The 25404-nt window shown below is 63.7% G+C and carries 11 protein-coding genes; 9 read left to right on the top strand and 2 right to left on the bottom strand.

From position 1 onward, the window contains the following. Positions 1-2: 2 nt before the first annotated feature. Positions 3-1352: a glutamine synthetase family protein gene (locus BMY73_RS04800; protein WP_370588142.1), complete on the bottom strand. Its 1350-nt coding sequence runs from the start codon at positions 1350-1352 to the stop codon at positions 3-5. A 266-nt stretch (positions 1353-1618) separates the two neighbouring features. Here BMY73_RS04800 and BMY73_RS04795 point away from each other — a divergent pair, with 266 nt between their 5' ends. The 8 genes from BMY73_RS04795 to BMY73_RS04750 all read left to right on the top strand — a co-directional run bounded on the left by BMY73_RS04795 (position 1619) and on the right by BMY73_RS04750 (position 24149). Continuing rightward, positions 1619-2500 carry a helix-turn-helix domain-containing protein gene (locus tag BMY73_RS04795; protein ID WP_062382262.1) on the top strand — a complete coding sequence of 294 codons (882 nt, stop codon included), beginning with the start codon at positions 1619-1621 and terminating at the stop codon, positions 2498-2500. A gap of 252 nt (positions 2501-2752) precedes the next feature. After that, complete coding sequence (locus BMY73_RS04790) at positions 2753-3772, top strand: alpha/beta hydrolase (protein WP_092405393.1); 1020 nt, start codon at positions 2753-2755, stop codon at positions 3770-3772. A 298-nt stretch (positions 3773-4070) separates the two neighbouring features. After that, positions 4071-5312 carry an MFS transporter gene (locus BMY73_RS04785; protein WP_175500131.1) on the top strand — a complete coding sequence of 414 codons (1242 nt, stop codon included), beginning with the start codon at positions 4071-4073 and terminating at the stop codon, positions 5310-5312. Positions 5313-5350: 38 nt separating this feature from the next. After that, a complete protein-coding gene (locus BMY73_RS04780) occupies positions 5351-6040 on the top strand; it encodes a YoaK family protein (RefSeq protein ID WP_175500130.1) in 690 nt (229 codons plus the stop codon). Positions 6041-6505: 465 nt separating this feature from the next. Next, entirely contained in the window at positions 6506-19300 is a 12795-nt protein-coding gene (locus BMY73_RS04765) for a BapA/Bap/LapF family large adhesin (protein ID WP_139214101.1), read from the top strand. Between the two features lie 66 nt (positions 19301-19366). Further along, positions 19367-20788 carry a TolC family outer membrane protein gene (locus BMY73_RS04760; RefSeq protein ID WP_092405497.1) on the top strand — a complete coding sequence of 474 codons (1422 nt, stop codon included), beginning with the start codon at positions 19367-19369 and terminating at the stop codon, positions 20786-20788. Beyond that, a complete protein-coding gene (locus tag BMY73_RS04755; RefSeq protein WP_092405383.1) occupies positions 20785-22944 on the top strand; it encodes a type I secretion system permease/ATPase in 2160 nt (719 codons plus the stop codon). The genes BMY73_RS04760 and BMY73_RS04755 overlap by 4 nt, the downstream gene beginning before the upstream one ends. Continuing rightward, positions 22941-24149, top strand: coding sequence for a beta-barrel domain-containing protein (locus BMY73_RS04750; protein ID WP_092405381.1), 1209 nt, complete (start codon positions 22941-22943; stop codon positions 24147-24149). Before BMY73_RS04755 ends, BMY73_RS04750 begins: the two co-directional genes overlap by 4 nt. On the opposite strand, the gene BMY73_RS04745 is transcribed toward BMY73_RS04750, so the two are convergent. Beyond that, positions 24150-24746, bottom strand: coding sequence for a trypsin-like peptidase domain-containing protein (locus BMY73_RS04745; RefSeq protein ID WP_082060830.1), 597 nt, complete (start codon positions 24744-24746; stop codon positions 24150-24152). A 396-nt stretch (positions 24747-25142) separates the two neighbouring features. Here BMY73_RS04745 and BMY73_RS04740 point away from each other — a divergent pair, with 396 nt between their 5' ends. Beyond that, positions 25143-25301 carry a DUF2986 domain-containing protein gene (locus BMY73_RS04740; protein ID WP_082060829.1) on the top strand — a complete coding sequence of 53 codons (159 nt, stop codon included), beginning with the start codon at positions 25143-25145 and terminating at the stop codon, positions 25299-25301. Positions 25302-25404 lie beyond the last annotated feature (103 nt).

Genomic DNA, 25404 nt, shown 5'->3' with positions numbered 1-25404 from the left:
GCTTAGACGCTCATCATCAGGAACTGGCGTTCCCATGAGCTGATCACGCGCTTGTAATTCTCATGTTCCGCGCGTTTGACCGCGACGTACCCCTGCACGAACGTGTCGCCCAGCACCCTGCGCACGGCAGCGCTGGCTTCCATGCGCTCCAGCGCATCTTCGATGGTCAAGGGCAGGCGCAGATTACGTCGTTCATAGCCACGGCCCTGCACCGGTGCGCTCGGGTCGCAGCCTTCGATCATGCCCATGTAGCCGCACAACAGGCTCGCGGCGATGGCCAGGTACGGGTTGGCGTCAGCGCCGGGCAGACGGTTTTCGACCCGCCGTGCTTGCGCGCTGGAAGCCGGGACCCGCAAGCCGACGGTACGATTTTCCTCACCCCACTCCACGTTGACCGGCGCCGAGGTGTCGGGCAGAAAACGGCGGAACGAATTGGCGTTAGGCGCGAACAGCGGCAGCACTTCGGGGATGTAGCGCTGCAAACCGCCGATGTGTTGCAGGAACAGCTTGCTGGCCTCGCCTTCCGGTGTACTGAACACGCTAAGGCCGGTGTTGATGTCGACCACGCTCTGATGCAGGTGCATGGCGCTGCCAGGCTCGTCGGTGATGGGTTTGGCCATGAAGGTCGCCGCCACGTCATGCTTGAGTGCTGCCTCGCGCATGGTTCGTTTGAACACGGTGATCTGGTCGGCCAGGTCCAGCGCGTCGCCATGACGGAAGTTGATTTCCATCTGCGCCGGACCGTCCTCGTGGATCAGCGTGTCCAGATCCAGCCCCTGGGCTTCGCACCAGTCGTAGACGTCTTCGAACAGCGGATCGAACTCGTTGGCCGCCTCGATGGAGAACGATTGACGCCCACTCTCGGGCCGTCCGGAACGCCCGGTCGGCACTTGCAACGGCAAGTCAGGATCCGCGCACCGCTGGGTCAGGTAGAACTCCATTTCCGGCGCCACCACTGGCCGCCAACCCTGCGCCGCGTAGAGCGCCAGGACTTTCTTGAGCACGTTGCGCGGCGACAACTCGATGGGATTGCCATAGCGATCGAAGGTGTCGTGAATGACCATCGCCGTCGGCTCGATCGCCCAGGGCAGCACGTAGACCGCCTGTGGGTCGGGGCGGCAGGTCATGTCGATGTCGGCCGGATCGAGCAGGTTGTAGTAGATGTCGTCGTCGACGTAGTCGCCGGTCACGGTTTGCAGCAGCACGCTTTCGGGCAGGCGCATGCCGTGTTCGTTGAGGAATTTGTTGGTGGGCAAAATCTTGCCGCGGGCGATGCCGGTCAGGTCGCTGACCACGCATTCGACTTCGGTGATGCCGTAGCTCTTCAACCACTCGGCGAGTGGGTCTTTCACGCTGCTGTCCATGGGACCTCTGGGGGGTGACGACGAATCGTGGCGCGATGGGCATCGGCCCGAGCGCTGTGCTGGGCCTTATGCTGAAAGAGCGTCGAGCCAGACGTCTATCCACTTTCGCGCAACCCTCTCGCCCCTTTTTGGTGCAGCCCGAGGCTCAGCCCACGGGTGACCAGAAGCCCCGGACAGCCCGGCTTGCGAGGCGGCAAGCCGGGCTGCTATGGTGCCCGCACCTCATGACAACAGCGCTCAAGCGCAGGCCATTTATGTCGGTCAAGGTAGTCGAAACCGTCGCCGCCGATCAGCAAGGCACGTCCTACGCGGGCTGGAGCCTGCACTACGCGCAGATGTCTTCAGGACAGTTCAAGGGGCGTCTGGTCGAGGCGGAACTGGGCGGCGTGCAAGTCTACGAAGAGCACATGAACACCCGCATCGAGCAGTATTACAAGGCACCGAGCGATGCCTTGGTGTTCAGCTTCGACATGGCCGACCGCGCGTTGTATCTGCTGGACGCCAGCACGCAGAACCTGTGGATCACACCGGAGAACTACCGCGAAATTGCGGTGGTGATCAGACAGGACAGCCTGGGCACCCGCCATCTGCACCGCACCTTCGAAGACCTTTTGCTGACACCGCTCAAATCCCCTCACGGCGCGCTGTTCAGCGGTTGGCTGAGCACGATGCTGACCCGTATGACCCACGTCGATACCACCGAGTCGATCCACTTGGGGGATCAGTTGATCGAAGATTGTCTTTACGTGCTGGAGCAGTCCGAATGCTCGCCCTTATCAGGCAGAAACCTGCGAGTCCGGGATCAGCGCAAGATCGTCCAGCGCGTCTTCGAACAGGTCAGCGCTTACCCCATGGAAAATTTCAGCGTCGTGCAACTGGCCGAGACGGCTGGCACGTCGTTTCAGCAATTGCGCAAGGCCTTCAATGAATGCGTCGGGATGGCGCCCACCGCCTGGCTGCGGACTCGACGCCTGAATCTGGCCCGGCAGGATCTTTTGTCGGCCAGGACCGAAGACACCAGCGTTGCAGAAGTCGCGATGCGCTATTCGTTCTGGCATCTGAGCCGGTTTTCCGAAGCCTACCGGGCGCTGTTTCTGGAATACCCCAGCCAGACCCTGGCTCGGACCTCTCGATAGCCCGCGCAACGGGCGACCTGATCGCCGTCCTCCTATCGCCCTTTCGCTGAACCACGCCGCAGGACGTGTTCGCTGACGTGGACGGTGGCTCGCCAGTATCGTCCCTAAAATGGAAACAATGAGTCTCCATTTAGCCTAATTGTTCCCTAACCACTTAGTCCGTACATTTACCTCCAAGCCAGCAAGCAGGCCGCTCAACGAGCACCAGCGGCTACTCACTCCCGACTCTTTGAACTAAAGGACTAAGCCCTCATGAACCCCCTGAAAAAGACCCTGACCGCCACCCTCCTCGCGCTGTCCATCGGCAATGCGTTTGCCGCTGAAACCGCCGTACCCGAGCATCAGACTCAAGCCTTCCTCAACGCACTCGCTGCGGGTGGTGGCCGACCGCTGGAACAGATGAGCCCCAAGGATGCCCGCGCGGTGCTCACCGGTGCACAGAACTCGGTGAAAGTGGACATGTCCGGCATTCAAGTCAGCGAGAAGACCATCAAGGCCGACAACCAGAGCATCAAGCTGACGATCGTGCGTCCAGCAGGCGTCAAGGGTGAACTGCCGGTGTTCATGTATTTCCACGGCGGTGGCTGGGTACTGGGTGACTACCCGACGCATGCCCGCCTGATTCGTGATCTGGTCGTGGGTTCAGGCGCAGTCGCGGTCTACGTCGATTACACGCCGTCGCCGGAAGCGCATTATCCAACCGCGATCAATCAAGCCTACGCCGCGACCCGCTGGGTGGCTGAGCACGGCAAGGAGATCAATGTCGATGGCTCGAGGCTCGCAGTGGCCGGTAACAGTGTCGGCGGCAACATGGCCGCGGTAGTGGCGCTGATGGCCAAAGAGCAGAACACGCCGAAGCTGCGTTTCCAGTTGCTGCTGTGGCCGGTCACCGACGCGAACTTCGACACAGGTTCCTATCAGACGTATGCCGAAGGTCACTTCCTCACCAAAAACATGATGACCTGGTTCTGGGACAGCTACACCACGGATGCGCAACAGCGCGCCGACATTCATGCCTCGCCGCTGCGTGCGACCACCGAGCAACTCAAGGGCCTGCCACCGGCGCTGGTGCAGACGGCCGGTCTGGACGTGTTGCGTGACGAAGGTGAAGCCTATGCCCGCAAACTGGATGCCGCTGGCGTCGATGTGACGGCAGTGCGCTACAACGGCATGGTTCACGACTATGGCCTGCTCAACCCGCTGAGCGCCATTCCTGAAGTCAAGGCGGCGATGCGTCAGGCAGCAGGTGAGCTCAAGGCTCATTTGAATTGATTTCCTGACCCGGTTGGTGGGCGAAAGCGGTGGGTCCATTGAGGGTGATGTTGACTGACCTGCCGCCTTCGCGGCCCTCGTAACCTCGGACGGCTCCTACAGGGACCGTGTCGGACTCACAAACCTGTGTTCAAACCGCAGACCTGTGGGAGCTGCTGGAGGTTACGACAGTGGCGAATGCGGTGCCTCGGCAATCGCGACGCTGGTTGACTGGATTCACCCATCAAACGCACATCGGTACAAGGCTTTTTCTCTTGTCCACCTTAACGTCATGACTGACACCTTCGAGGCAACTGAAATGAGCCATACCTCCCGCACGTGGGGCCGCAAAAGCAGTTTCTGGGTGGCCGCCGCCGTGGTTGTCCATACGCTGTGGACCAGCGCTGCCCCGGCCATGATGTACCCGCTGTATGCTCGCCAATGGCAACTGACTCCGACCGTGACCACGCTGATTTTTGCCGTGTTCCCGGTGTTCGTGGTGGCGACGCTGATTGCCTTGGGCGACCTCTCCGATTACATCGGCCGCCGCGCCGCAATGCTATGGGGACTGACGGCATCGTTGACCGGCGTACTGCTGTTCGCGGTCGCGCCTGACGTCACCTGGTTGTTGGTGGGTCGGGCGTTCATGGGCGTCGGTGTCGGGCTGTCCGCAGGCCCTTCAGCGGCCGCCGTGGTGGAGTTCAGCGCGCCGGGCAAGGCAAAACTCGCCGGCGCGATTACCACCGCCGCGCAGGCGTTTGGTCTGGCCGCGGCATTGATCATGGGCGGCGGGTTGATTCAATACGCGCCCTTCCCCACCCGTTTGAGCTTCTGGGTGCTGGTGGCAGTGCTGGTCGCAACTCTGGTCGGCGTCTGGCACCTGCCGCGTCACACCAAGGCTGAAAGCAGCAAGCGCTGGTCACTGAAATTGCCGCAGATTCATAAGCCGTTGCGCCGCATGTTTCTGGTGTCGGTGAGTGCGGTACTCAGCGCCTACTCGGTGGGCGCGACCATGTTGTCGCTGGGCTCGCAGATCGCCCATGACCTGATCGGCTCCAGCAATGCTTTGGTCAACGGCGGCGCGATTTCGCTGTTCGCGATTCTGGTGGGTTTCACCGGCATCGTCGCCAAACGGTTCAGCTCCAGGCTGTCGATCATTGCCGGCGCGAGCTTTTCCATTGCCAGCCTGTTGTTACTGATGCTGGCGACCGCGACCCATGCGCTGCCGGTGTTCCTGTTGTCCAGTGCCGCCAGTGGCGCCGGTTACAGCCTTTTGTTCATGGGTGGCCTGAACCTGATCAACGCCCATGCCCCGATGCACCACCGGGCCGGAACGCTGTCGGCGCTGTTTCTGGTGGCCTACCTGATGCAAGGCGTGGTGGCGATGCTGTTGGGCCGTGCCGCAACGGCCTGGGGACTTGACCTGGCCATCGATGTGGGCTCGCTGGCGCTGGCCGGGTTGAGCCTGGGCGCCATGCTGCTGGCGATCTACGTGCGGGAGCCGCAAAAACCGTCTACCGATCAAGCGGTTTCCAGTACTCAACCTGAGCCCGGTCGTTGATCGATCAAACCGCGCACCGGAATGCGATGGAGTTAAAAATGCCCACGATTCATCGTTCCATGGCCCCGGCCCTCAGCTTCAACGGTGGCTTCGTCGACACCATCGGCTTTCTCGCCCTGCAAGGCCTGTTCACCGCCCACGTGACCGGCAACTTCGTGACCCTCGGCGTCAGCATCGTCCATGGCACCTCAGGCGCGCTGGCGAAACTCCTGGCATTGCCGGTGTTTGCCGTGGTGGTTGGTTTGAGCCACCTGGCGGCCGTTTCGATCAACCGCCGCGGACTCACGCCCCTGCGACCGCTGCTGATCCTGCACACGCTGTTGCTCGCCCTGTTCGGCACATTGGCGATCGTGTGGGGCCCGTTCAATGATGGCGACAGCGCCTCGGCGTTGGTCACCGGCATGACCGGCGTGGCTGCGATGGCGATCCAGAACGCCATCTCGCGTCAGCACCTTAAAGGCGCGCCGCCCACTACGTTGATGACCGGTAACGTCACCCAGGGGGCTATCGACGTATTTGCGCTGATCGGTTCAAGCGACGAGGCCGAGCGCGGCATGATCAAGCAGCGACTCAAGCCTGTCGGGCTGAATCTGCTGGGCTTCACCGTCGGTTGCATCGGCGCCGCGCTGTTGTATCGGGTCATCGGCCCAGCGTGCCTGGTCCTACCGGTGCTGGTTGCGATCTGGACGTGCATCAGAACGTTTGGCAGCCCTGACAGCCTGGCGTGACGTTCCGGCGCTTTTCCCGCTCCACGGCCGCAGCACACCCGAACGGGCAACACGTGCAACGCCGCCAACGGGGCGTCACGCTACCTGGTTTCCGTCGTCTGTTCTGACGCGACAGCACTCAGTGAGTGCGGCCATCCAGACGGATGTATTGATGCTGGCCGCGCCACCTTTACGACTGCCCTCTCTTATGCTCCGACGACCGGCACACACTCGACTGGCGTATTTTTATATTTAAAAATCAGTCAGTTGCTGTCTCTGCTGATTTTGAAAAGTCGACTTTGTCAAATTAACTTCCATTGAAAACCGAGTGATCCAATCTAGTTTTCTAATCAAACGGATAACCGCAGACGAATAAAAAACAACGCTCACTCCGAGGGTGGCAAGGCCCGAAGAGCGGCGGCGGGATTCATGGAACTGCCGCGCGGTTGTTGTCCCGAAGCGAAGTATGGAACCAGGGTCACTGAAATGGAAAACATCGTCGTCGCCGACAAAACAACCTCCCAACTCACTGCCAATGCCTGGGGCGATCTGGCCCTCAACAACCCCTCCGTCGTTCAGATGCCTGTTGCGCCTGGCCAGGTTGCCTCGGCGAGCCGCAGTGGACAGGATCTGGTGGTCAATCTCAAGAATGGCGAACACATCAAGGTCGCCAACTTCTTCAATACCGGACCGGACGGCGTCCAGAGCGACATGGTGTTTCAAGGCGACGATGGCGTTCTGTGGCAGGCACAGTACGACGCGCAAGTATTCAGGGGCTTTACGTTCGAGGAAGTCTCTTCCATTGACGAGTTGGTTGCCGGTGTCGGTGTCGTGGGCAGCGCTACGCCCACTTGGGCGATTGCCGGATTGGGTTTGCTCGGCGCGGGCGGCGCTGCCGCGGCGGCTGGCGGAGCCGCTGGTGGAGGCGGCGGTGGCGGAGGCGGCGCCGGATCCCCAGACACGACAGCGCCCGAAGCGCCCACTGGACTCGGTTTGTCCGCTGACGGCCTGTCGTTAAGCGGACTCGGTGAGGCCGGCTCTCGCGTCACTGTGCTCGATGCGGCGGGCAATGTGCTGGGCACCGGGACGGTAGGAAATGACGGACGGTTTCAGGTCGTTCTCAACGCCCCTCAGACCAACGGCCAGGCGCTCGATGTCACGCTCACGGACGCGGCGGGCAATGTCTCGGCACCCGGTTCGCTGATTGCGACTGACACTACCGCACCCACTGCCCCCGCCAATTTGACCTTATCGGCAGACGGCCAGTCCCTGAGCGGTACCGGTGAAGCCGGCAGCAACGTGGTCATTCGCGATGCAGCGGGTAACGTGCTGGGCACGGCCGTGGTGGGTAGTGACGGAACCTTCCAGGCCATCCTCAATGCACCTCAGACCAATGGCCAGGTGCTGAGCGTCACCCTCACAGATGCCGCGGGTAATGTCTCGGCGCCAGGCTCGCTGACGGCGGCGGACACCACGGCGCCCAATGCGCCAAGCAATCTGGCCGTCAGCGCCGACGGCAGCGCCTTGAGCGGTACCGGTGAAGCCGGCGCCACGATTCAGGTAAGGGCGGCAGACGGCACGTTGCTTGGGACCGCAACGGTGGCGCCGGACGGCACGTTCAACGTCACCTTGAATCCGCCACAGACCGATGGGCAATCGCTAACCGTCAATGCTGTCGACGCCGCAGGTAACAGTTCGCTTCCCGCCCAGGCCCTGGCACCCGACACGGGTGTCACACCCCCTGACGACGGCGACGTCACCCCGCCGGACGCACCCACAGCCGTTGCGATAAGTGGCAGCGGTTCCCTGGTCAGCGGACGCGGCGAACCCGGCAGCACGGTCAACGTCATCGACGCCAACGGCACCTTGCTGGGGACCGGTATCGTCGGCGCTGACGGGAGCTTCAGCGTTGGACTCAATCCCGCGCCAGCCAACGGTCAGCTGCTGCAAGTGACCTTGACCGACGCGGCTGGCAACGTTTCTTCAAACGTGCCGCTGCAGGCGCCCGATATCACAGCACCGGCGCAGCCGGGCACGCTGGGGCTGTCGGCGGACGGTCTGACGCTGACCGGTGTCACCGAACCCGGCGCGCGCGTTCTGGTTCGCGATGCTTCAGGCGCCGTGATCGGCTCGGCACGCGCCGGTCTGGATGGCACGTTCAGTGTGACGCTGGCGAGTGCCCAGACCAATGGAGAACGCCTGGACGTCAGCGCCACCGATGCCGCTGGCAACACCTCCACCGCGCCACTGACAGCGGCCGACACCACCGCCCCTGATCAGGTCACCAACGTGGTCATCAGCGCCGACGGTGCGCTGCTGTCCGGCACCGGCGAGATCGGGGCAACCGTCACTGTCCTCAATGCGGGGGGCACCGTGATCGGCACGGGTATTGTCGGCGCGAACGGTACGTTTCTGATCACGCTGACCAGCGCCCCCACCGCTGGCGAACAACTGCAGGTTATCCAGACCGATGCCGCGGGCAATCCGTCGTCGGCCCTCGACGTTACCGCGCCCGATAACGCCGGCCCGGCGACGCCCGCAAACCTGGTGCTGGACGCTAGCGGGACGCAATTGACCGGCAGCGGAACGGCCGGAAACCTGATCGAGGTACGCGACGCCCAGGGCAATCTGCTAGGGAGCGCGGTGGTCGGAAACGACGGCACCTTTACCCTGACGCTGACGCCAGCCCAGGCCAATGGCGAAGTGATCACGGTCACCGCGACCGACGCCCTCGGTGAAAACTCGGTGAGCGTACCGCTGACAGCGCCGGATATTACCGGACCGCTGGCTGCATCGGATCTCGCCGTGGCGCAGGATGGCCTGTCGATCACCGGTCGCGGAGAGCCTGGGGCAGCGATCACCATCACCAACGCTCAAGGCATTGTTCTGGGCACCGGCACCGTCTCTGCGACCGGCGCTTTCTCGGTCGTGCTGAATGCTGCGCAGACCAATGGACAGGCGTTGCAGGTCGTGCTCACCGATGCCTCCGGCAACCCTTCACCTTTGGCCCCAGTGGTCGCCGGAGATCTGGACGGACCGCTGCAGCCCGACGGGCTCTCACTCAGCACTGACGGGACGTTGCTCAGCGGCCGTGGCGAAGCGGGATCGCGCATCACCGTCACCGACGCCAATGGAAATGTGCTTGGCACCGCCAATGTCGCCGCCGACGGGTCATTCAACGTGACGCTCAGCGTTGCGCAGAACAATGGGCAGACGTTACTGATCAACGCCAGTGACAGTGCCGGGAACCCTGCCACGCCTGTTTCCTTTACGGCGCCCGATACCCAGGCGCCAACACCGCTGACCAATGTTGCGCTGGACGCATCGGGCGTGGTGCTCACGGGGACGGGCGAACCCGGCGCTTCGGTGATCGTGCGTGATGCATTCGGCACCGTGATAGGCACCGGAAGCGTCGGGCAGGACGGCACCTTTTCACTCAATCTCACGACAGCGCAAACCGACGGACAGGTCTTGCAGGTGACTCAGGCCGACGTTGCGGGCAATCCATCCACGCCTGTGCCGGTCAATGCGCCGGACCTGAGCGTGCCTGATGCGGTGACCAACGTCGTGATTTCTGCCAACGGCGCGATGGTCACCGGCAACGGTCAGGTAGGTGCGACCGTCACGGTGACTGATGCCTCGGGCAATCCGCTGGGCACGGCACTGGTGGGCACAAACGGACGGTTCGAAATCAACCTTTCCAGCCCGCAGATCAATGGCCAGGTGTTGAACGTAAGCCAGGCGGATGGCTCGGTTACGCCATCGACACCAGTGCCTGTCGACGCCCCGGATATCCAGGCACCCGGTGCCCCTGACAACCTCACCCTGAACAGCACAGGCGTTGTGTTGAGCGGGCTGGCCGAACCGGGCGCGACCGTATACGTACGGGATCAGAGCGGCAACCTGTTGGGCACTGCGACGGCGGATGCCACGACCGGTGCCTTCCAGGCGACGCTGTCTGCGGCTCAGAACAACGGCCAGACGGTACAGGTCACCCAAGCCGACACTCATGGAAACCTGTCAACGTCCGCCCCGTTCACCGCAGCGGACACGACGCCCGCCGATGCGCCAAGCAACGTGGTCATTACTGCGGACGGACATTATGTGTCCGGCAATGGCATTGCAGGCGACACCATCGAAGTCCGCAACGCGAACGGCACGTTGCTCGGTACGGCGGTGGTTGCAGCCAATGGCAGCTTTACCGTCACACTTACGAGCCCCCAGCAGAACGGCGAAGCGCTGAATGTGACGCAAATCGACGCCAGCCAGCTGCCTTCTGCCGCGAGCAGCGTCACCGCCCCTGACATCACCGCGCCGCCGGCACCCACTGACCTGGCTGTCGACGCCAACGGCGTGTTGACCGGCACCACCGAAGCAGGCGCCACCGTCAATGTGCTGGATGCCAACGGCAACCTGCTGGGCTCGACCACGGCCGGGACAAACGGCCAGTTCACCTTTAATCTGCCCGGCACACTCACAAACGGTCAGTCCGTGCAGGTCGTCGTTTCCGACGGCACCCATGACTCGCTCCCGGTCACCACGCAAGCACCGGATACCACGCCCCCGCCGCCCGTCGCCAACCTGACCGTCAGCCCGGATGGCACCCAAGCATCCGGCACTGGCGAACCCGGAACGACCATTACCATTACCGACCCCGGCAACGTCGTGATCGGGACCGGCGTCGTTGGCAATGACGGCGTTTTCGTCATCGGTCTGAACCCTCCTGCGGGGAATGGCAGCGTCAACACGGTCGTCAGCACGGACAGCAGCGGCAACCCCTCCACGCCAGTCACCCTGCCCGGTCCCGACGGCACCCAGGTGGCTACACCAACGGACCTTGCCATCAGCAGCGACGGCTTCACCCTGACCGGCGCCGGCACCCCTGGCAGCACGGTCACTGTCCTCGCAGGCGACGGGACGAATCTGGGATCGGGCACCGTCAACAGCCTGGGGCGCTTTACCATTTTCATGCGCTTCGCCCAGCTGAATGCACAGACATTGCACGTCACGGCCAGCGACGCCAGTGGGCACACCTCGGTACCGGGTACCATCATTGCCGCTGACTCGACGGCTCCGGAAGCGCCGTCGGATCTGACCATTAATTCCAACGGCAGCGCGGTCACCGGCAAAGGTGAAGTCGGTGCTACAGTGACCATCACCAACAGCAGTGGCGCCATTCTGGGCACGGGGGTTGTCGCGGCCAATGGCAACTTCAGCATTGCCCTCAACCCTGCGCAGATCAACTCGCAGCCGCTGACCGCCACTCAAAGCGATGCGGCCGGTAACGTCTCTCAACCCGGCAGCGTGGTCGCCCCGGACCTGCAAGCACCGAACGCCGCGACCGGTTTGTCCATCAACAGTGTCGGGACCGTTATCAGCGGTCAGGGCGAAGCGGGCGCCACCGTCACCGTTCGCGATGCGGCGGGCAACGTGCTGGCGACCGGAACCGTCGACCAGAGCGGCCAGTTCCAGGTGACGCTGCCCAACGCGCAAACCAGCGGCGCAGCCTTGCAGATCATCCTCACCGATGCGGCGGGCAACACCTCGCCGCAGAGCAGCCTGAACACGGTGGACGCCACACCACCTGCCCTCGTCCAGAACCTCACCATCAGCGCCAGTGGCAACACGCTCACCGGTACAGGTGAAGTGGGCGCGACCGTTCGTGTCACCGACAGCAATGGCACTCTGCTGGGCTCGGGTGTCGTGGCGGCTGACGGGTCATTCAGTGTCACCCTCGCTCCAGCGCAAGACAACGGCCAGACACTGGACGTCAATCAGGTCGACGCCAACGGCAACGCGTCCCCGTCAGTCACCGTGCAGGCGCCCGATATCAGCCCGCCTGCGGCGCTTACTCAGGTTGCGGTCAATGCCGACGGCCTCACCGTCACAGGTCATGGCGAGCCGGGGGCGACGGTTTCCGTGCGTAGCGTCGACGGCACGTTGCTCGGCACCGGGCTGGTGGCGGCGAACGGTTCATTCAACCTCACGTTGAACGCGCCACAGCTCAACGCGCAGGTGCTCACCGTTACTCAGGAAGACCCACCCGGCAACGTCTCCACTGCGGTGGAGGTCGTATCGGTCGACCTCACACCGCCTGACGCGCCGACGGCCTTGAGCCTGAATGGCGCGGGTCTGCAACTGACCGGCAACGCCGAAGCCGGCAGCAGCGTGATCGTACGGGATGCCTCGGGCGGGATAATCGGTACCACCACCGCGGCCGCTAACGGGACGTTCCAGGTGACGCTTGGCTCGCCGCAACTCAATGGTCAGGCGTTGACTGTCACGGCCACCGATGCAGCAGGCAATGTGTCGAATCCGGCAGCCTATGCGGCGGCCGACACCACCGCTCCGCTGGCCGTGAGCGATCTGGCCGTCACGGCGGATGGTCTATCCCTGGCCGGTCACGGCGAAGCGGGCGCGACGGTGGTGGTGCGTGACGCCAATGGTGTCCAGCTGGGCACTGCAACGGTCAATGCCAACGGCAATTTCACCCTGACGCTGACCCCGGGCGCCGCAGCGGGCACCGTGCTCAACGTCATCCAGACCGATGCGGCGGGTAATGCATCGCCGCAGGCCACCGTCACCGCGCCGGGCAATCTGGCGGAACCGGCACCGGCCAATCTTGCCCTGAGTGCCGACGGTCTTACCTTGACCGGTACCGCTACCGCCGGCAGTACGGTGAGCATACACAGCCCATCCGGGACATTGCTGGGGACGGCACTGGTCGCCAGCGACGGTACGTTCAGCGCCACGCTCAATACCGCGCAATTGAACGGTGAGCAACTGTCGGCAACCGCGACCTCCAGCGACGGCATCAACTCCCTGCCCACCGATTACACGGCCGCCGACGTCACCGCCCCGGCGCCACTGAGCAACCTCGTGCTCGCTGCCGACGGCTCGGCCCTCACCGGCCATGGCGAGGCGGGAGCGACCGTCACGGTGATGGGCGCAGGTGGCGTGATTCTGGGTAACGCCCTGGTCGCCGCCAATGGCACCTTTAGCCTGACGCTCACCCCACCGCAAATTGCGGGTCAAACCCTGAACCTGAGCCAGACCGATGCAGCCGGGAACGAATCCATCAGCCTGGACCTGGTGGCACGGGACCTCGTGGCGCCCGATGCTCCGGCCGCGCTGGCCGTAAGCAGCGACGGCAGCGTGCTCTCCGGGACAGGGGAAGCCGGCACAACCGTCAACGTGTTCAGTGCCTCCGGCGCACTGTTGGGATCCGGCACCGTACGCCTCGACGGCAGCTTCCAGATCACCCTGAGCACCCCTCAGGCCAACGGTCAGACGCTCGCCGTCACCCTGACTGACACCGCCGGGAATACCTCGGCCACCTCCAGCCTGATCGCCATCGACACCACCGCTCCGGCGGCCCTTACCCAGCTAGGCATCTCCAGCGACGGCGCGACCCTTACCGGCCATGGCGAGGCCGGTGCAACGGTGACCGTCACCGACACGGACGGCACCCTACTGGGCACGGTCGTGGTGGGCAGCACCGGGACGTTCACCCTGGTCCTGACCAACCCGCTGACCAACGCCGAAGTCCTGACGCTGGTGCAGACCGACACCGCAGGCAACGTGTCGCCCGGTGCCACGCTCATCACGCCGGACTTCACGCCACCTGACCCGCTCGCCAATGTCGATATCAACGCCGCCGGTGCAGTCGTGACCGGTACCGGCGAGCCCGGCGCGACGGTCACCGTGAAAGACCCTGCCGGTAATGTCCTGGGCACCAGTGTGGTATTGGGGGACGGCTCGTTCAGCGTCACGTTGAGCACGCCACAGATCAACAACCAGACTCTCAGCGTGCAGCAGGCCGACCCACCGGGCAACGTCAGTGCCTCGGTGTCCGTAACCGCGCCTGACCTGACGCCTCCTCCAGTGCCGACTCAGCTGCTGTTCAACGCAGACGGCGGTGTGCTGAGTGGCAACGGCGAGGCCAACGCGACCGTGCGTGTCACGCTGGCCGATGGCACGCAGATCGGTACCGGTTCAGTCGATGCCAGCGGCCATTTCCTGATCACGCTGACGCAGGGACAAACCAACGGCGAGCAAGTCTTCGTCGTGCTGACCGATGCCAGAGGCAATGCGTCGGCGGCGGGCAATCTGTTCGCCCCGGACACCACCGCGCCGAACACCGTGGCCAACCTGGCGATCGATGAAGCAGGCAGCGTGGTCAGCGGTACCGGTGAAGCCGGCGCGCAAATCGTGGTCAGCGACAACGCAGGCAATGTCCTCGGAACGGCAACGGTCAGCGCGGGCGGCACCTTTACCCTCACGCTCTCGGTGCCTCAACTCAACGGCGAAACGCTGTCGGTCATTCAACGGGACACGGCCGGCAATCCCTCCGCGCCAGCGACTGTCGATGCGCCAGACATCACGGCGCCTGCCCAGCCTGTTGTGACGGGGCTGAGCGCTGATGGCGTGACCCTGACCGGCACCGGGGAAGCCGGGGCAACGGTCCAGGTCACCAGCGCGACCGGTGCAGCGCTGGGCACCGCAACGGTCGACACCGACGGCACCTTCAGCGTCACGCTCAATCCCGCGCAGCTCAACGGTCAGGTCCTCACCCTGACGCAGACCGATGACGCCGCCAACGTCTCCGGGAATGCCACCTATCAGGTGCCGGACGTCACCGATCCAGCGCCGGTCAGCAACCTCGCCGTCAGCCTCAATGGCCTGATTCTCAGCGGTACCGGGGAAGCGGGCGCCACGGTGAACGTGTCCTTCCAGGGCGCACCTCTGGGCACGGCCATCGTTGCGGCTGACGGCACGTTCAGCGTTAACCTGTCGACGGCGCAGCTCAATGGTCAGGTGCTGTCGGTGGTCCAGGTGGATGCCGGCACCAACGATTCGGCCCCGGTTACCGTCACCGCGCCGGATATCACCGCCCCTGCGCTGCCAACGGTCATCGCCTTGACAGGAGGCACTGTGCTGACCGGCACCGCCGAAGCAGGCAGCACCGTGACCGTGACGTCGGCAAACGGCGCGTTCCTGGGGTCGGCCACCGCGCTGGGTGACGGCACCTACACCGTCAATTTGAATGCCTCACAAACCAACGGCGAAACGCTGTTGGTGACCGCAACCGATGGCTTTAATAACGCCTCGGCTACGCTGCCCTTTGTCGCCCCCGATACTACCGATCCAGATCCGGTCAGCAATCTGTCGATCAGCCCGGATTACACGCAGCTTGCCGGCCGTGGCGAGGTCGGCGCAAGCGTGACGGTCAGTGTCAACGGTGTAGAGATCGGAAACGGGACGGTGGGCGCGAACGGCACCTTCGTCATCACCCTGACCGGCGTCACGGCCAATCAGACACTGTCGGTGGTTCAGACGGATGGCGCGGGCAATGACTCCACCGCCTCCACGCTCGTCGTGCCGCTCACACCACCGCCGAATGCGCCGGACAATCTGGTGCTGACACCGGACGGCGTGACGTTGACCGGGACCGCCGCCAGCGGTGCCACGATCACCGTGTACGGCCCGACCGGCGCGCAGTTGGGCACAGGCACCGCCGGCACCGACGGTACCTTCACAGTGACGCTCAGCCCGGCGCAAACCAACGGCGAGGTGCTGGACGTCACCGCGAGCACCGCGCTCGGTGGCGCCTCTGTGCCAAGCGAAATCGTTGCCGGCGACACCACGGCGCCGGTACCGCTGACCGATCTGGCCATCAACGCCACGGGCACAACGGTCACCGGCCGAGGTGAAATCGGCGCGACGGTCACCATCACCTCTGCAACCGGCACGGCCTTGGGAACCGCCGTGGTCGGCGCAAACGGCACCTTCAGCGCGCAACTCAACAGCGCGCAGGCTAATGGGCAGATACTCAACGCGTTCCAGACGGACACCGCAGGCAATCCATCGCCTGCACTGAGCGTCATTGCGCCGGACATCACCGCGCCCAATGCGCCATCGGCGCTGGGTCTTGATGGCACCGGACTGCTGTTGACAGGCCTCGGTGAGGCCGGAGCGACGGTGACCGTGCGCAGTGCGGCAGGACTGGTGCTGGGCACCGGAACCGTGGCGGCGAACGGCACGTTCTCGGTCACGCTGAACACAGCACAGCTCAACGGCCAGCCCCTGACCGTGAGCCAGGCCGACGCCGCCGGCAACGTCTCGGCGTCGACCGGATTGACGGCAGCGGATACCACGCCGCCGGCAGCCTTGAGCAATCTCGCACTCAATGCCGCCGGGCTCCAATTGAGCGGAACCGGTGAACCCGGCGCGACTGTCAGCGTGACCAACGCCGCGGGCCAGTTGCTGGGAACGGCCGTGGTGGGTGCCGGTGGTACCTTCACCGTGCAACTGTCCAGCGCCCAGTTGAATGGGCAGGCGCTCACGGTGCAACAGGCAGACCCTGCCGGAAATCTCTCGCCTGTCGCCAATCTGGTGGCCGCCGATGTACAGGCACCGACGGCGCCCACCGGGCTGGCCCTGGCGGCCAACGGTCTGACGGTGAGTGGCAGCGGCGAAGCAGGCGCGACGGTCAACGTGTACGGCGCAGGCGGTGCCTTGCTGGGGACCGGCACCGTGGGCAGTGGCGGCACTTTCAACTTCAACCTCACCTCGGCCGCGCAACTCGACGGCCAGCCGCTGACGGTTCGTCTGGTCGACGGTGCAGGCAATGTCTCTGCGGCGGGCAGCCTGACCGCGCCCGACACGACCGCGCCCGGCGCGCCCACCGGCGTGGCCATCAATGGCAGCGGCACCGTGCTGAGCGGACTCGGTGTGGCCGGCTCGACCGTGACCGTGCGCAATGCCGCGGGCGTTGTCCTGGGAACAGGCACCGTGGCCGCCAACGGCAGCTTCACCGTCGCGCTCGCCGCTGCACAGATCGACAACCAGGTCCTGAGCGTGACGCAGGCCGACCCGGCCGGGAACGTTTCGGTATCGGCCACGGCGACCGCACCGGACCTGACGGCTCCGGTCGCACCGACCACGCTGCTGGTCAGTGGTGACGGTCTGACCGTCAGCGGCACCGGAGAAGCGGGCGCTACAGTGACCATCAAATCCGCGAGCGGCGTCGTGCTCGGCACGGCGGTCGTTGGCGGCACCGGTGTATTCAGCGCCGGGCTCAATGCGGCGCAGATCAACGGAGAGAAGCTGTCCGTCAGCCTCACCGACATCCATGGCAACGTCTCGGTAGCGACAGTCGTTACCGCGCCCGATATCGACGCCAACGCCCCGGTCGTCGCCAGCGACAACCTGGCAACCGCCACGGTGGTCATTGCGCCGGTCAAGGTGACGCAGAACTTCTTCGACTCTTTCTCCACGTTGCTGTCGGGTTTCTCGAAAACCTTCACCTTCACCGTCGCAAGCGGCACCAGCATCGACCCGACGCTGACCCTGACCACCGGCAGCCTGGTTTCATTGCTCGACGGCGTCTCCTACACGCTGCAGGTCAAGAGCGCCAGCGGCGCCTGGGTCACGCTGGACGTCAATGGCAGCGGTGGCCTGCTTGACCTGATCGCCATTGCCGGACAGGGCGTGCGGGTCAACATCGGCGACCTGCTGGGCGGCGACTACCGCCTGACCGTGGCCAGCTCCGGCATTGGCGTGCTGACCACCGTCAACACCCAGTTGCAACTGGATATCACCAGCCTGACGCAGTTCACCGGAACGGCAGGAGCTGCGATTACCGGCAACGTCATCAGCGACGTCGGCACCGACGGTCAAGTCGACCAGACAGGCCCCGATCAAGGCGCCCTGCTGCAGATCCAGAAAAACGGCAGCTACGTGGCGGCAGGCGGCGGTACGACGGTGCAAGGCCTGTATGGCACGCTGACCATCGATGCCAGCGGCAACTACAGCTACAAGCCCAATGGCAGCCTCGGCAGCGTCGGCAAAGTGGATGTCTTCAGCTATCAACTGGTGCACGCCAACGGCCTGAGCGACACCGCCACGCTGTACGTTCGCATCGACAGTCCACAAGCAACGGAGATCTGGAGCAATACCAACCTCGGCAGTCCGGCGTTGCTGGTGGATGCCACCAACGATATTGCCCATACGGGAATCACTCTGGTCAACCAGGAGGTCACCACCACCTCGGCGCTCGGCAGCTTCGGCGTCTTGCTGGGCGGGGGCAGCGGCACCTACACCACCAGCGTCGCGGCCAATACGGTCAGTGACCTCACCGTGGTGGTCAACGCCAGCAACCTGCTGAGTCTGCTCGGCGCAATGACCGTCAGCCTCTACAAGCTCAACACCAGCACCGGTCAATACGTGCTGGTGAAAAGCTACGGCGGCAGCTCGCTGGTCAATCTGGGCAGTGGCAACTACGGCATTCGGTTCGATGACCAGACGTCCGGCAGCTACCAGGTCAAGGTGGCAGTTGGTGGGCTGGGGGTGCTGAGCACGGTCAATACCAGCCTCATCAATACCGCCACCTACACCAACCAGTTCGTGGTCGGCAGCTACACGCCGGTCACGGGCAACCTGCTCACTGACACGGCGGGTGCCGGTGCAGACGTACTCGGCTCGGCCTACACCGTGCTGAGCGTGCAGCAAGCCGGAACGTTCGTTACGCCGGGCTACAACGGCACGACCCTCGTCGGCACCTACGGTTCGTTACTGGTGCATGCCGACGGCAGCTACGTCTACACCCTCAACCCCGGTCAGACCAATGCGGTCATCGGTCATCAGGATGTGTTCACCTATCAGTTGGCCCATCCCAACGGGAGCACGGATACCGCCACCTTGACAGTGGACCTGGACGCGGCCGGCGCCGTGACCAGCACGTCCTTCGCCGCGCTGGCCAGCGTCGACGATCACAGCGCCGCGTCTGTCGCGACAACGGCCGCCGTGACCGGCGCCGAGCTGATTCAGGGCACCGACGGCAACGATACCCTCGACGGGTCCCACGGCGGTGCCGTGACCCTGCAAGGCGGTGCCGGTAACGACACCCTGATCATCAGCGATCAGCAGTTCGCTTCGGTGGACGGCGGGACGGGCACGGACACGCTGCTGTGGGCCGGTGGTGACGCGGTCATCAACCTTGGCGATCTGCAGAGCCGGGTCCACAACATCGAGGTGCTGGACCTGAATCACACCAGCGCGGTCTCGCTGACCGTAAGCCTTGCCGATCTGGTGGCGATCACTTCATCCGACAACAGCACGCTGCTGATCAAGGGCGACAGCAAGGACACCGTACACATGACCGACACCTGGGCAGCCGACGGCACCCACCAGGCGGACGGAATCGATTACACCCAATACACACCGCAGGAGGACCCGAGTCACCATTTGTGGGTACAGAACGGCATTCAGGTTGTTTGATCCAGGGAAGTCTGACCCCGTCAGTAAGGAAGTTATGTGAAGTGCGTACGCCGTCACCCATGGCCGATGGTGCTGCTGACCCTCGGCCTGCAACACCTGATCCATCTGCCAGCGCTGGCAGACGAAGACATTGATCCGGGGCTGCGCAGCATCAGCCCCTCCCGGATGCAACATCAACCGGGGGACAAACAACCGAAACCGCGTAGCAGCCAGTCGCCCGTTGCCGCAGTGCCGGGCAAAGAAGACACGCAGGCCCTGGGGCTTGAACAGGCGGTGAGGCTGGCGGTGGACTGGCACCCCAGCATCAGCGAGGCCATCGGCACGCTGTATCAACAGGCCGAGGGCATCAACGTCGCCGAGGCCGGTTATTACCCGCGAATCGCTGGCGGCATCAAGGGCGGGTACAACAGCGGCTACGGCAGCGATGCCAGCAGCCAGTCGGTGAGCATTTCCCTGAAGCAGATGCTGTACGACTTCGGCAAGGTTTCAAATGCCGTGGAGGCCGCCCAGGCCAAGGCCGCGCGCAGCCAGGCGAGTATTCTGCTGGCGATCGACCAGGTCAGTCGCGACACCGCGTTCGCGTACGTTGAAGTGCAGCGCTATCAGCGTTTGATCGACATCGCCCGCCAACAGATTCAGGGGATTGGCGGCATTGTCGATCTGGCCAAACAGCGCAGCGACATGGGCGCCAGCACCCGCTCCGATGTGGTTCAGGCTCAGTCTCGCGCGGAGGGCGGGATGGCGACATTGCAGGAGTTCAAGGCGCAATACGCGCGCTGGCAGGCAACGCTCGCCAATCTTCTGGGGCGACAGACCTCCCCGCCGGTAACGGACGCCTTTCCGGACGCGCTGAACCAGGCCTGCAACACGCCCGTGATGACCGACGCCCTGCCCGCCGTACTGCAGGCAGTCGCCCAACGCACCCAGGCTCAGGCCGAACTCGCTCAGGCCAGGGCCGAGGCGTATCCGACGCTGTCACTGGAGCCCTCGTTCAACCAGTACCTGGACAACAACTACAACAATCAGAACCCGGCCATCGACCGCACCCAGGTCGGGATTTTCCTGAATCTCGAAGTGCCGATTTACCAGGGCGGCGCCATCAGCGCCCGCAGCCGCGCGGCCGGTTATGCGCTGACGGCGGCCGACGCCGCCGAAGACGCCGCTCGGTTGCAGGCGCGTCAGGGCTTGAGTGAATCCCAGGCGCAGACGTCCGGTCTGACGCGGCGTCTCAATTCGTTGGCGTTCCGCGAAACCACCATCAAAGAAGCCCGGGAGCTGTACGGCCGGCAATACCTTGAATTGGGCACGCGACCGCTGCTGGATCTGCTCAACGCCGAGCAGGAGATCCACCAGTCGCGCTTCGATCTGGCCAACACCCAGGCTGACCTGCGTCGCCTGCAAATCGATTGTCTCTACAACAGTGGCGCGTTGCGCCGGGCATTCGGTATCGATCACAGCACCATCCAGCATGTGGAGATCCTGCCATGACCGATCCCATCGTCATCGCTCAACCTGTGCAGGCCGACACGGCGCATCAGGATTACTCGCCCTGGCTGGAAGCGGTGCTAAACGTCGCGCGGCATTACCGGCTGGACGTCTCTCCGGAAAGCGTGCGCCTGGCGTCGATTCACAGTGAGGGCCGCGTCGAGGAAGTGGTCCGGCACATGGCGCGACAGGCCGGGCTCAGCGTCAAGTTCGCCAACTACGACCACAAGAGCCTGAGCCGTTGGCGCACGCCCTTGTTGGTGCAATTACAAGACGGTCAGGTCGGCGTCATCGAGAGCGTCGGTGAAGGTGGCGAACTGGGCATTGCCTACAGCGGCGATCAAGGCCTGCAAAGCCGCGTCGAACCCGCTGCGCTCGCGGATCAGGCCGTGCGCACCGTGATCTTGCGCCCGATCCAGCCCTTGAGCGATGTGCGCACCAACGATTACATCAAGCCCTACGACGAGCACTGGTTCAGGCGCATCGTACTCAGCGACCTGCGCCCCTACAGCCAGGTCATGCTCGCCTCGCTGGTGGCCAACCTGCTGGGCATGGCCGGTGTGCTGTTCTCGATGCAGGTCTATGACCGGGTGATTCCCGCCGAATCGCTGCCGACCCTGTACGTGCTGTTCGGCGGGGTGATGCTCGCGCTGGTGTTCGATTTCGTGATGCGCATCATGCGCCTGCGCATCACCGACATTCTCGGCAAACGCGCGGACTTGCGGGTGTCCGACCTGGTCTTCGGCCATGCCCTGCGCCTGCGCAACTCGGCTCGCCCGAAATCCACCGGCTCATTCATTTCGCAGTTACGCGAGCTGGAACAGATTCGCGACCTGATCACCTCGAGCACCGCCACGGCCTTGGCGGACATGCCGTTCTTCTTCCTGTTTTTGCTGGTGTTCTACCTGATCGGCGGCCCTTTGGTGCTCATTCCCCTGCTCGCGTTGGTCGCCATGGTAGTGCCGGGCATTCTGGCGCAGCACCGGTTGGCGAAACTGGCCAATGAATCGATGCGCGAGGCTGCCCTGCGCAACGCCATGCTGGTGGAAAGCGTTCAAGGCATGGACGACATCAAGGCCTTGCAAGCCGAGCAGCGTTTTCAGCAGCAGTGGAATCACTACAACGCCGCCTCAGCCGACAGCAGCCTGCGGCTGCGCACCTTGACCAACAGTCTGGTGACCTGGACCCAGAACGTTCAGGGCGGTGTCTTCGCGGTGGTCATCGTGTTTGGCGCGCCGATGGTGATTGCCGGCGACCTCACCACCGGCAGCCTGGTGGCGGCGTCGATCCTGTCGTCGCGGATGATGGCCCCCATGGCGCAACTGACCCATGTGTTGACCCGCTGGCAGCAGGCCAAAGTCGCGTTACAGGGGCTGAACCGGATCATGCAGATGCCGGTGGATCATCCCGAAGGCAGCCAGCGCGTGCACCTGCCCGCGATTCGCGGCGAATACCGGCTGCGTCAAGCGGGTTTTCGCTACAGCGAAGAATCCTCCCCCGCGTTGAGCCATATTGACCTGAAGATACGCCCCGGCGAACGGATCGCCATTCTCGGGCGCAACGGTGCCGGCAAGTCGACCCTGCTTCAGGCACTGGCCGGCGCCATGGACCTGAGTACGGGCGAAACCACGCTGGACGGCATCGCCCTCGCCCACATCGATCCCGCTGACCTGCGTCGTGACGTGGGCCTCATGTCGCAGCAGGCGCGGCTGTTTCACGGCACGCTGCGCGACAACATTACCCTCGGTGCCGGGCAGGCCAGCGACCAGGAAATCATCGCGGCCCTCGCCGTCACCGGCGCGCTGGATTTCGTGCGGCAGATGCCCAAGGGCATGGACCACCTGATCCTCGAGGGCGGCCTCGGCCTGTCGGGCGGGCAACGTCAGAGCCTGCTGCTTTCGCGGCTCTTGATCCGTCAGCCGCAGGTGCTGCTGCTGGACGAGCCGACCGCTTCGCTGGATGACATCACCGAGCGCCTGCTGCTGGAAAAACTCGCCACCTGGTGCACGGGCCGGACGCTGATCGTGGCCACTCACCGGGTCAGCGTGTTGCAGTTGATAGAGCGCATCATCGTGCTGGACAGCGGCCGGATCGTGATCGATGACCACCGCGACGCAGCGCTCGCGCGATTGCGGCAGCCGCAAGGAGCACCGTCATGAAAGCGTTGACCGCCGAACACACGCCGCGCTTGCCGGACTCGATCACCTACCTGGACGGCCGCGACGAGCGCAGCATCGCCGGCGGCGTCAGGGTCATCTGGGGCTGCGCCTTGATGATCGCGTGCTTCCTCGCCTGGGCGGCGTGGTTCGAAGTGGTGGAAGTCTCCACCGGCACCGGCAAGGTGGTTCCCAGTTCCCGAGAGCAAGTGATTCAGTCCATGGAAGGCGGCATCATCAAGGAGATGAACGTCACCGAAGGCTCGTTGGTAGAGCGCGGCCAGGTCCTGGCCCAGCTCGATGCGGTGAAGACCGAATCCAACGTCGGGGAAAGCGAAGCCAAGTACCGGGCGGCGCTGGCCAGCGTCAATCGACTGCAAGCGGAAGTCAGTGAAAAGCCCCTTTCATTCGACGCTTCGTTGAACCGTTACCCCGAGCTCATCCGCGCCGAAACCGAGCTGTACACGACCCGCCGTAAGGGCCTGCAGGACACGCTGGACGGTATTCAGAGCTCACTCAAACTGGTGCGCAGCGAACTGGAGATCACCGAGAATCTGGCGAAGATCGGTGCGTCGAGCCGGGTGGAAGTCCTGCGGTTGAATCGCCAGCGTTCCGAGCTCGAGCTCAAAGCCACCGAAGCCCGTTCCGACTACATGGTGCGCGCGCGCGAAGACCTGGCCAAAGCCAATGCCGAAGCGCAGATGCTGGTGGCCGTGATCCGCGGACGCAGCGACTCACTCTCACGTCTGACGCTGCATTCGCCGGTGCGGGGTATCGTCAAGGACATCGAAGTCACCACCATCGGTGGCGTGGTTCCACCGAACGGGAAACTGATGCAGATCGTGCCGCTGGACGAACAACTGCTGATCGAAGCGCGGATTTCACCGCGCGACATTGCGTTCATTCACCCGGACCAGGAAGCGAAGGTGAAAATCACCGCGTACGACTACTCGATCTACGGCAGTCTCGACGGCAGGGTGGTGACGATTTCCCCGGACACGATCCAGGACGAGGTCAAACCCGAGATTTTCTACTACCGCGTGTACATCCGGACGGACTCGGATGTGCTGCGCAACAAGGCCGGCAAGACCTTCGCCATCGTGCCCGGCATGATCGCGACGGTGGATATCCGCACCGGCCAGAAGACGGTGCTGGATTACCTGATCAAGCCGTTGAACCGGGCCCGCGAAGCCTTGCGCGAGCGTTGATCAGCGACTGGCAAGGTGAGTCGGTGGCGTTGTCACCGGCTTGGCCTGTGCCAGGTAACGGCCCCACTCGCGGTTGATCTCGGCGTAAGGCAGAAAAATGCTGACCCGAGGCTGGCTGGCAAGGTCCGGGCGCTTGAGTGCAGCCAGATCGCCGGAGGACAGGAACGCCACGGTGATGCCGATTACCTTGCCGTCGGCGCCGAACACCGGCCCACCCGACATGCCTTTAGCGACCGGGCCATCATGGGTGCCATAGAGCACATTGCCTTCCCTGGTGTCCATCCGGACCATCGCGGGCAAGGCATGGCCACTGCCCTTCACCGACATGTACAGCGAGTTGTAACCCACCGCAGTGACGGCCTCGCCAGGGGTGTATCCACGCCAGAGTGGAGCGCCATTGGCCTTGTGCCGGAAAAACTGGATGTCCCCCTGCCCCTGGTAGACCGCACCCGGCACGTAGGGAATGTGCTTGACGGTGACGGCGTACTCTTCATTCCACTGCACCGCCGTGCCCATCAACATATAGGGAAGCGGCCCGCCGGAATGGACGACGAACGCTTGGTCATAAACTGGATCCTGGGTAAAAGCGACTGGCATTCCATTGCACCCGCTGAGCAGCACGGAGGCCGCAACAAGTGACTTTAAGGAGCGCATTTTGCACACGGGGGAGAGAGTGAAAGACCGCGCAAATATGTCATTGCGCCATCATTCTATCAATAGTCTGTGACTACCTTTCGTCTGAAGTCGATAAAGCGAATTCATTGGATCCAATGCCTGCTCTGCGTGCCTTTCAACGCCGGTAATAGCCTGGCAACGAATGCACTACGGATCGCTTCAGGTCGCCGAATGGTGGAGCAGATCGGAAACCCAGCCGTCCGGGCCGGGTTTGGCACAGCGATTCAGGATTATCGGTCAGCCCAGCCGACCGTGGACATCAATCATCCGACTCCGTAAGGTGCCGTGATTTTCAGCATCTGAACATCGAGGGCGCCCATGAACCGCCGCAAAAAGATAAAGCAGCTCTTGCAGGCCCACGCCAAAAAGGCCAGTGCCAAGCTCGCGCCAAAGAAAGAGAAGTACATCAGCAAGGCGGATCGTTTGAAGCTGGCTGCTGAAACCGATCAAGCCTCGACGACCGCCTCGCAGGCCTGATCACGGCAGTGCCGGGTTCAGCCTGTCGAGAGGATCCACGACGCGTGCTTCGTACGCGTGCGCGTCTCATGGCGTGAATGAAACTTCTGACGCTTTCTGATTT

It is taken from the genome of Pseudomonas sp. NFACC02, from assembly GCF_900110765.1.
Classification (GTDB): Bacteria; Pseudomonadota; Gammaproteobacteria; order Pseudomonadales; family Pseudomonadaceae; genus Aquipseudomonas.
This window is presented reverse-complemented; position numbering and strand designations above follow the sequence as displayed.